The following is a 9,643-nucleotide window of genomic DNA, read 5'->3' as shown; positions in this document are numbered from 1 at the left end:
TGCCGTGTTCCTCGCCGCCGCGAGTCGCGCCGCATCGGCGCTGCGCGCTGCGGGCGCCGCGGCTGAAGCATCAACGCTGCCCTTGGGCGTCGGCTCCACCACGACCTCGAGCGACGCGGCGGCATTTTCTGCGGCCGCCTTGGCCGGTGCCGTCGTTGCGCTGACGCTCTTCGCCGATGCGGAGGTCTTCGCCGCCGCCTTCGATGCCGTGGCCTTCGATGCCGAGGCCTTCGATGCCGTGGCCTTCGATGACGAGCCCTTCGCTCCCGCGGCTTGCGATGCTGACGTCTTCGATGCCGTCGTCTTCGCTGCCGTGGCCTTCGATGACGAGGCCTTCGATCCCGCGCCTTGCGATGCCGTCGTCTTCGCTGCCGACGTCTTCGACGCAATCGTCTTCGATGCCGACGTCTTCGACGCCGCCGTCTTCGCGCCCGTGGGCTGTGGCGTCGCACCGCTCTCGTCGGCGCTCTTCTTCGCCGCCGCCCCGCCCGTCGCCTTCTTCACGGTGGTGGTGCTGCGGCGAGGCGCACGTGGCTTCTTGGCCGCGGTCGCGGCGGTCGCCTTCTTCGCGCTCTCCGCCGCTGACGCACTGGCGTCGGGCGTTCCCGAAGGGGTCTCGTTCGTGTCCACCTCGGCGGTGCGGTCGTCAGGGGAGGAAGTCACCGTCCTACGGTATCAATGGGCGGCTTCCAGCCAAGGCCCCACGCGACAATCCGACATGCAGACCGCAACGCGAGGAGGAATGCAAGGGGGTTGCCGAGGCTGTGCGTTGCGTGTGTACTCGGTCACGAAATGGCAACAGGGACCTCTGGGCCCCGGGCTTCCCAGGCGGAATCGCTAGCATGATTCCCGGCACGACGAAGTGTCTGGTCGGTGAACCGGCCGTGAACACAACTTCCTTTAGGAGCACTCGTGACTCTTCAGACCGTCATCCTCGCAGCCGGCATGGGCTCTCGACTCGGCCGCGCGCTGCCCAAGCCGCTGACCGAGCTCAACGACGGCCGCACGATCATGCGCCAGCAGCACGACAACATCCGCGCCGCCTTCGGCTCTGACGCGCGCATCACCACCGTGGTGGGCTATCGCGCCGAGACGATCATCGAGGCGTTCCCGAACGTGAACTACGTCCACAACGACCGCTACGACGAGACCAACACGTCGAAGAGCCTCCTTCGCGCGCTCGGCGCCACCGGCCGCGGCGGGGTGCTCTGGATGAACGGCGACGTCGTGTTCGACCCGATGATCCTCGGCCGCGCGGTGGAGTACATCGAGCGCGACCAGTCGTTCGTGACCGTCAACACCGCCAAGGTGAGCGACGAAGAGGTCAAGTACACGGTCACGGCCGAGGGCTACATCAAGGAGCTGTCCAAGACCGTCAAGGGCGGGCTCGGCGAGGCAGTCGGCATCAACTACATCTCGTCCCGCGAGAAGAAGGCGTTCATGCGTCAGCTGCAGCGCGTCGAGGACCAGGACTACTTCGAGCGCGGCCTCGAGCTCGCGATCGCCGAAGACGGCCTGCTACTCGAGCCGATGGACGTCTCGGACCTCTACGCGGTCGAGGTCGACTTCGCAGAAGACCTGGAGCGCGCGAACCTCTTCGTCTGATTCCACGACACCGAGAGCCCCTGTCCCCCGCGGACCGGGGCTCTCGGTGTTTTCGCGGTGGAATTCCGTAGGATCGGCGCCATGGCCCCCAAGGTGCACAAGATCCACTCCCTGCCGGATGACGCCCCGTGGGACAAAGGCATCCCGCCGACCGGCTCACCCGAACACCCGATGATGGTGCGCGGCCTCGACCGCGTTCTCTCTATCCAGCGACCGCTCGTCCTGGCGCACATCCGGAGCATCCGCCTTCGCCACCCGCGCGCCACGCCCGCGGAGATCATCCGCATCCTGGAGCGGCGGTACCTCGCGGCGGTCACGGCCGGCGGCGCCGCCGTCGGTGCGACCGCGGTGGTCCCCGGGATCGGCACCGGCGTCACACTCGCGCTGTCCGGCGTGGAGACGGTCGGTTTCGTGGAGTCCACGGCGCTCTTCGCGCAGTCGGTGGCCGAGGTCCATGGGATCGCTGTCGGGAACCCCGACCGCGCGCGGGCGCTGGTGATGACGTTGATGCTCGGCAAGGAGGGCGTCGACCTGGTCGGTCAGCTGGCGGGACAGATCGCGGGGCGCGGGGTCAGCCGCTCGGCGTACTGGGGCGAACTCGTGACCAAGTCGCTGCCTCGTGCTGCCGTCGGCCCGCTGGTCGATCAGTTGAAGAGCATGTTCGTGAAGCAGTTCGCGGCGAAGGGCGGCGCATCCTTCGTCGGCAAAGCCATGCCGTTCGGTATCGGCGCGGCGATCGGCGGGGCAGGCAACCACCTCCTGGGCCGCCGCGTGCTGACGACCTCGCACCGGGCGTTCGGGGCAGCCCCCGTCGATCTGCCCTCGGAGCTGGAGCCGGTGCCGGGTGCGGAGAAGCTGGAGCTGCGCATGCTCCGCGGAGCCCGCTACGCCGGCAACGCGGTCGCGGGAGCAGCCGGAACGGTCGCTCGTGGAGCGGGCTGGGTGGGCCACCGCATGGGCGAGGTCGCGGGGCGACGTCGCGGGGACGCGGTCGCGGAGCTCGACGAGGGCGAGGGCGAGGTCGCGGGCGACCACAGCCTGCCCGAGCGTCCGGGTGCGGACACCGCCGAGCGGTGACGGCAGGGCGCGCACCTCACCAAAGGATCGCCCGACCCGTTGTGCCGAGCATCCAACGGACGCGACGACGGCGACGCTAGGGTGGAATCCGTGACGGACAAGCCCGACCTCTTTACCACCGCCGGCAAGATCGCGGATCTCCGCGCCCGCTACACCGAGGCCGTCGTCGACGCCGAGGCGAAGGCGAAGGAGAAGCAGCACGCGAAGGGCAAGATGACCGCCCGCGAGCGCATCGAACTCCTCGTCGACCCCGGGAGCTTCGTCGAGTTCGACGAGTACGTGCGCCACCGCACGACCGCCTTCGGCATGGACCGCTCGCGCCCCTACGGCGACTCCGTGGTCACGGGCGTCGGCACCATCCACGGGCGCACCGTCGCGGTCTACTCCCAGGACTTCTCGACGTTCGGCGGCTCGCTGGGCGAGGTCGCGGGCGAGAAGATCGTCAAGATCATGGAGTTCGCCCTCGCCGGAGGCATGCCGTGCATCGGCATCCTCGACTCGGGTGGCGCGCGCATCCAGGAGGGCGTCGTCGCGCTCGGGAAGTACGGCGAGATCTTCCGGCTGAACACCCGCGCGTCCGGCGTGATCCCCCAGATCTCCATCATCATGGGCCCGGCCGCGGGCGGCGCCGTGTACTCCCCCGCGCTCACCGACTTCGTCATCATGGTCGACAAGACCAGCCAGATGTTCGTGACCGGTCCCGACGTGATCAAGACCGTGACCGGCGAGGACGTCGGCATGGAGGAACTGGGCGGCGCCTACACGCACAACACGCGTTCGGGCGTGGCGCACTACCTCGCGGAGGACGAGGACGATGCGATCGACTACGCGCGCACGCTCCTCGGCTTCCTGCCCGACAACAACATGGCGGAGCTCCCCTCGTACGAGAGCGCGTTCGAGTTCGAGACCACCGACGCCGACCGCACGCTCAACACGATCGTCCCCGACTCCCCCAACCAGCCGTACGACATCCACACCGTCATCGAGCACGTCGTCGACGACGGCGACTTCCTCGAGGTGCAGCCGCTCTTCGCGCCGAACATCGTGATCGGCTTCGGCCGCATCGAGGGACGTTCCGTCGGCATCATCGCCAACCAGCCCTCGCAGATGGCGGGGACCCTCAACATCGAGGCGGGCGAGAAGGCCAGTCGCTTCGTGCGGTTCTGCGACGCGTTCTCCATCCCGATCGTGACGCTCGTGGACGTGCCCGGCTACCTTCCCGGCACCGACCAGGAGTGGACCGGCGTGATCCGCCGCGGCGCCAAGCTGCTGTACGCGTACGCGGAGGCGACGGTCCCGCTCGTCACGGTCATCCTGCGCAAGGCGTACGGCGGCGCCTACATCGTCATGGGATCCAAGCAGCTCGGTGCCGACGTGAACCTGGCCTGGCCGACTGCCGAGATCGCCGTCATGGGCGGCCAGGGCGCCGTCAACATCCTGTACCGCGGGGAGATCAAGAAGGCCGAGGAGGCCGGGGAGGACGTCGCCGCGGTCCGGACGCGACTCGCGAACGAGTACACGTACAACGTCGCATCCCCCTTCCTCGCCGCAGAGCGGGGTGAGCTCGACGGCATCATCGAGCCGGCCAACACCCGGGTGTCCGTGGCGAAGGCCCTGCGCGCTCTACGCGGCAAGAGGGCCGAGCTGCCGCCCAAGAAGCACGGGAACATCCCGCTGTGACGGCGCAGGACGCTGCGGCGGAGGGCACGGCAGCGGCCCCTCCGATGCTCGAGATCACCCGGGGCACGGCGACGGAGGAAGAGCTCGCCGCCCTCATCGCCGTGATCGGAGACGCCTACGCCACCGAACAGGCGGAGGCGACGGTCGACGAGCCGCGCGTCTCCGCGTGGGAACGCACGCAGCGCCCGCTCCGGCGTCCCCTGCGCCGCGACATCCCCTGGGGCCGCTTCTCCGGCCGAGGCTGACGGGCTCGGCCGGAGGCACGTTCACCGGCCCAGCAGCAGGTCGGACGTGCGCGGCGTGAGCATCGAATCGAGAACGACGCACGCCGCGCCGACCGCACCGACATCGTCGCCCACCACCGTGCTCTGCACCGGGAGCGCCCGGACGGCTCGCGTCGCGCTGGACCGCGCGAGCCGCGCGGCGACCTCCGGCAGCGACAGGTCGGCGAGGCGTCTCCAGAACGGACCGCCGAACACCACCCGGTCCACGTCGAGCAGGTCCGTGAGCACGAGCGTCAGCGTCGCCAGGTGTTCGGCGGCACGCTGCACGACAGCCCCCGCCGACGCCTCCCCGGCCGCGGCCCTGACACACAGTTCGGTGAGGCTCGCGTCGAGTGCGGCCCTGTCCCCGGGGCGCCGACCTCCGGCGAGAACCCCGAGCCGCTCCGCCCGTTCCACGATCGCCTCGGGGGTGCACACCACGTCGACGCAGCCCCGCGAGCCGCACGCACACCTCGGCCCCTCCGGATCGACCACGATGTGCCCGATCTCCCCGAGGTTGCGGGTGCTGCCACGCACCGCCTCGCCGTCTCGCACCACGGCGGCGCCGAGGCCGGTACCGAGATAGAGGAACACGAACGAGTCGTCGGACGGCCCGCGCCGCGTCCACAGCTCGCCGACAGCCGCTGCCGTGGTGTCCTTCTCCAGCACGACCGGCAAGCCGATCGCGGCCGCCAGATCGTCCTGCAGTGCCACCCGGTGCCAGCCGGGCAGCTTGGGAGGATCGATGACCGTGCCCCGGGTGGCGTCGAGCGGTCCCGGAGCAGCCACGCCCACCCCCGCGATCCGCTCGCGCGGCACTCCCGAGCCCTCGACGAGCTCCTCGATCTGCGCCGCGAGATCGGCCAGGATCAACGATGGGGCCTCAGCGGGCGTCGCCATGCTCGACCGCCGCACGACCTCCCCGGCGAGGTCGAGCAGCACGAAGGTCGTCACCGCCGGATCGAGGTGCACGCCGACCGCGAACCTGCTCTCCTCCACCAGCCGCAGCATGACCCGCGGCTTGCCCGGTCCGCTGATGGTCCGACCGGCTTCCCGGATGAGCCCCTCGTCGAGCAGCCGGCGCGTGATGTTCGTCACGGTCTGGGCCGAGAGCCCGGTGACCTGCGCCAGCTCGATACGGCTCAGCCCATCGACCGCATGCCGGACCGCCTCGAGGATGACCGACTGGTTGAAGTCGCCCATCCGCGGAAGGTTGGTTCCCCGCCGTGTACCCATCGTTCGATGATCCTCCTCACGCGTCGCTGCGCGTGTCCCCCAAAATACCTACAGACAAGGTGTTGACGACCCCGCAGACTGAAGGGGACGCTTCGCGTTCGGCTGGTCTCTCTGTCCCAGGGTAGACAGACGTTGATCGGCCACCAGCGGACGGTTTTCGGGTAACTGTCCGCACGGCGAGGGGCAGGCGATATCGCCGCCCCTCGCCCACTCTCCTCACGACCGCCGTGCGGGCTCGCTGCCCGCCTCGCGCACGATCTCGTGCCACAGGTCGACCGAGTCGTCGTCCGCTGCGCGCCGTCCGGCACGACCCACCACGGTAACCGCCACCAGGGGGTCCTTGGCGGAGCGGATGATGATGCGGCCGGTCCCCGCCGAGCGCAGCACCTGCGCCAGCTCGTCCCGGATCTCGATCCGTCGATCCTCACCGATGCCGTCCAGCCCGCCCTCGTCGAACACCGTCACCGATGCACCGCGTCGACGGGCGGCCTCGATCGCATCGCGGACGTCGTCGTTCAGCAGGTCCGCCCCGCGCAGCTCGTCGCGCAGCCGCCCCTCCGCCAGTCGCGCCTCCAGCCGCTCGTCCTCGTCCAGCGCACCGCGCGTGGCGACGACCCGACTCAGCACGGGCCCGGCGACGGCGAGGGCGAACTGCGTGCGCAGTCGCCGCTCCCGCTGCCGCACGCGCTGCGTGGCGTGCCAGGCCGACACCGCCTGCTGGATCTCGGAGAGCCGCTCCGTGTCCCTGACCGCCCTGTCCCAGAACATCACCAGGAGCTGCGCGACCACCACCCACATGATCGAGCCGACCACGCCCAGGTTCAGAGCGACGCCGACGCCGAGCGCCGCAGACGCCGTGGCGACCAGGATCACCAGGGCCGACCACCCGATGACGGGTCGCCGCCGAACGACGCACACGACGGCCAGCAACCCGAGGCCGCCGATGTACCACGTGGCGAACGGTGCCGTACGGTCGGCGGGGTCGAGGGACACGGTGACCAGGACCGGGATCACCGCGGTCGCCGCCAGCGCGAGCAGCGACGTCCACAGCGGCATCCGCACGGTCGCGGGATGCCCGAGGATCGCGACGGTGACCACCGCGAGGAACAGTCCGATACCAAGCACCATGAGCAGCGGTGCCGTCGGCTGCTCGATCCACCAGACACCACGCGCGACGAAGTACAGCGCGAAGCCCACGGCCAGCGACGTCGCGACACTGCGCACCGTCCGGTTCACGAGCGCTCCCATCCGAGCGTGACCGTCGTGCCGTCCTCATCCGACACGATCTGCGCGGTGCCGGCGACACCGGCCATGCGCGCGAGGATCGATGCGCGGATGCCCAGCCGGTCGGGGCCGATCGCGTCGACGTCGAAGCCGGGGCCGTGGTCGGAGATCGTGACCGCGATCCCCTCGTCGCCGTGGCCTTCCGCGACGATGTGCAGTCCACGTCCGTGCGCGTGCGTCACCGCGTTGCCGATCGCCTGCCGCGCCGCGAGCACCAGTGCTCTGGCGGCACGTCCGGGGATGAGGCCGATGCCTCCGCGCTCCTCGACGATGGCGTCCGCGCCGAGCTCCGACAGCGCCCGGCGCAGCTCGACGACGATCTGTGCGGTGCCGACCGGTTCGTCGCTGCCCTCCTCCGCCACCGCGGCCTCCGTGTTGGCCAGCCGCGTCAGCGCCTCCCTGGCCATCGCGACCGCGAGCTCCTGTGCCCTCTCCCCGTCCGCACGCTCCGCGGCGATCAGCGCGGCGAGCACGCTGTCGTGCATGAGCGCCGACATCGCCACCCGCTCCTCCTCCGCGGCGGCCGCGGCGGCCGCAGTGGCGTAGGACGCCACCGCCGTGCCCCTCGCCTCATCGACGCCCCCCGCCACCGACCGGAACATCCAGCCGAGCGACACGATGACCACGCCCAGGATCAGCGTGAACGACACGTCGAACGCGGTCGTGACCCAGAACTCGCGCGAGAACCCGCCCTGCACCAGCCGGACGTAGCCGTACACGAACGGCACGCCCACCGCCCACGCGAACTGCAGCCGCAGCGGGAAGGCCAGCATCGCGGCGACCACCCCGACGTTCACCAGGAAGAAGATCCAGGGCTGCGCGCCGGCGACCTTGTCGGCGGGGTCGACGACGACGGGCCACGCGGCGAGCGCGACCACGTAGACCACCGCGAAGATCCCCGCGGCGACGCGTACCGCGCGGCCGACCAGGCACGCCACGAGCATGACGATGAGCGGGACGAAGACGACCACGAGCAGGAGCATGTGCGGCACATCGGCCCTGGACAGGGTCGCGATCGCGGCGATGAGCGCCTGCACGCCGAGCACCGCCGAGCCCAGCGCCACCACGATCGCCAGGATCCGCTCCATCCGCTTCGACGTGAAGCGCTCGAAACCGCTCTCCACGCTGCCGGGAGACGGGATCTTGCTCCAGGCGTCGCGGACGCTGAGCGGCTCAGTGGGCACTCGGCGCCCCGTCGGCGGCCACGATGCCGTCCTCCATCGCCCGTCGCAACAGGTCGACCTTGGTGGGGGCGGGCCGGCCGACCTCGACGTACTTGACCCGGATGCGGGTGATGTTCTCCTTCGCGGTGGAGTAGGCGACGCCGAGCCGCTCGGCGACCGCCTTCAGCGGCAGCCCCGTGGCATACAGCCGCAGGACCTCGCGCTCTCGCGTGGAGAGCTGGGCATCCGCGAAGGCCCGGTCGCCATCCACCGCGCTCGCCCACTCGACATTGTTCAACGCCTCGCCCTGGGCGACCGTGCGGATCGCGTCGAGCACGTCGTCGAGGGCCGAGGACTTGCTGACCACGCCGGCGGCACCCGCCGCGAGCGCCTCCCGCACCGCGGCCGGCCGGTCGGCGACGCTGTGGATGACCACGCTCGCCCCGTCTGCCACCAGCGAGGTGACGTTCTCGGTCACGGTCGTCCCGTCACCGAGGGTGAGGTCGAGCACCACCACGTCGGCGGGCGGCACGACCGCGCTGGACCGCCACGTCAGATACGACCCCACCGTGCTGCCGGAGAACACCACGGTCTGCCCGTCGCGGGCGAACGCGGCCTCGAGACCGAGGCGGACGGACTCGTGGTCGTCGATGAGGGCGACGGTGCTCATGCCCACAGCCTACTGAGTCCCGCTCGCGGGTCGCCGCGCCGTCAGCGGGTGAGGAGCGCGACGACCTCGAAGTGATGCGAGTGCGGGAACAGGTCGAAGCCGCGCAGCGTCCCCACCCGCCACCCGAGCTCGCGGAACGTGCCGAGGTCGCGGGCGAGCGCCACCGGGTCGCACGCCACGTACACGACCGCCTCCGGGGCGAGCGCGTGCACACCCTCGACGACCGCGCGACCCGCACCGGCGCGCGGCGGATCGAGCACCACGGCGCCCGTACGACCGCGGCTCGACGCGCCGGAGAGGAAACGGTCGACCCTGGCGGTCACCGCCGACACCTCGACCGGAGCGAGATTGACCTTGGCGTGCTCGGTCGCCCGCCTGCTCGACTCGACGGTGACGATGTCGGTGCCGCCCAGATCCGCCAGCGTGCGGGCGAACAGTCCCACCCCGCCGTACAGGTCGTAGTGCGTCGCACCCGGGTCCACCCGCCCGTCGAGCAGCCCGTAGACGGCGGCGTCGAGCACCGAGGCCGCGCGCGGGTGCACCTGCCAGAAGCCGCCGGCGTCGACCTGGAACACACGGTCGCCCACGCGCTCGTGCACGACCTCGGGCGCGGGTCGGCGGCCTCGGCGCGGAGCCCGCCGCTCGGACTCGGGGTGACGCAGCAC

General features: G+C 70.7%; 10 protein-coding genes. 5 read left to right on the top strand and 5 right to left on the bottom strand.

Features of this window, described 5'->3' with window-relative positions:
- From DW309_RS19415 to DW309_RS05925, 5 genes are all read left to right on the top strand, one after another.
- Nucleotides 1-841: hypothetical protein (locus DW309_RS19415; RefSeq protein ID WP_205812644.1), on the top strand; the 841-nt coding region annotated here is incomplete at its 5' end.
- A gap of 71 nt (nt 842-912) precedes the next feature.
- On the top strand, nt 913-1,605 hold the full coding sequence (locus tag DW309_RS05940) for a phosphocholine cytidylyltransferase family protein (protein ID WP_136030312.1): 693 nt from the start codon (nt 913-915) through the stop codon (nt 1,603-1,605).
- A gap of 81 nt (nt 1,606-1,686) precedes the next feature.
- Nucleotides 1,687-2,682, top strand: coding sequence for a hypothetical protein (locus DW309_RS05935; protein WP_136044840.1), 996 nt, complete (start codon nt 1,687-1,689; stop codon nt 2,680-2,682).
- Nucleotides 2,683-2,772: 90 nt separating this feature from the next.
- Nucleotides 2,773-4,362, top strand: coding sequence for an acyl-CoA carboxylase subunit beta (locus tag DW309_RS05930; protein WP_206253148.1), 1,590 nt, complete (start codon nt 2,773-2,775; stop codon nt 4,360-4,362).
- Complete coding sequence (locus DW309_RS05925) at nt 4,359-4,607, top strand: acyl-CoA carboxylase subunit epsilon (protein WP_206253146.1); 249 nt, start codon at nt 4,359-4,361, stop codon at nt 4,605-4,607. Before DW309_RS05930 ends, DW309_RS05925 begins: the two co-directional genes overlap by 4 nt.
- A gap of 21 nt (nt 4,608-4,628) precedes the next feature.
- Here the strand turns inward: DW309_RS05925 and DW309_RS05920 are convergent, their stop codons facing one another.
- The 5 genes from DW309_RS05920 to DW309_RS05900 form a co-directional block, all read right to left on the bottom strand.
- Nucleotides 4,629-5,861, bottom strand: a complete 1,233-nt coding sequence (locus DW309_RS05920; RefSeq protein WP_240753132.1) for an ROK family transcriptional regulator — start codon at nt 5,859-5,861, stop codon at nt 4,629-4,631.
- Nucleotides 5,862-6,077: 216 nt separating this feature from the next.
- Complete coding sequence (locus DW309_RS05915) at nt 6,078-7,097, bottom strand: DUF962 domain-containing protein (protein ID WP_206253142.1); 1,020 nt, start codon at nt 7,095-7,097, stop codon at nt 6,078-6,080.
- Nucleotides 7,094-8,329: a sensor histidine kinase gene (locus tag DW309_RS05910; protein WP_136036327.1), complete on the bottom strand. Its 1,236-nt coding sequence runs from the start codon at nt 8,327-8,329 to the stop codon at nt 7,094-7,096. Before DW309_RS05910 ends, DW309_RS05915 begins: the two co-directional genes overlap by 4 nt.
- On the bottom strand, nt 8,319-8,978 hold the full coding sequence (locus DW309_RS05905) for a response regulator transcription factor (protein WP_136030323.1): 660 nt from the start codon (nt 8,976-8,978) through the stop codon (nt 8,319-8,321). Before DW309_RS05905 ends, DW309_RS05910 begins: the two co-directional genes overlap by 11 nt.
- A 41-nt stretch (nt 8,979-9,019) precedes the next feature.
- Nucleotides 9,020-9,643: class I SAM-dependent RNA methyltransferase (locus DW309_RS05900; protein ID WP_446724681.1), on the bottom strand; the 624-nt coding region annotated here is incomplete at its 5' end.

The organism is Microbacterium sp. K41 (genome assembly GCF_004794395.1).
GTDB classification, from domain to species: domain Bacteria; phylum Actinomycetota; class Actinomycetes; order Actinomycetales; family Microbacteriaceae; genus Microbacterium; species Microbacterium sufflavum.
The sequence above is the reverse complement of the archived record's forward strand: the minus strand, read 5'-3'. Positions and strand labels throughout refer to the sequence as shown.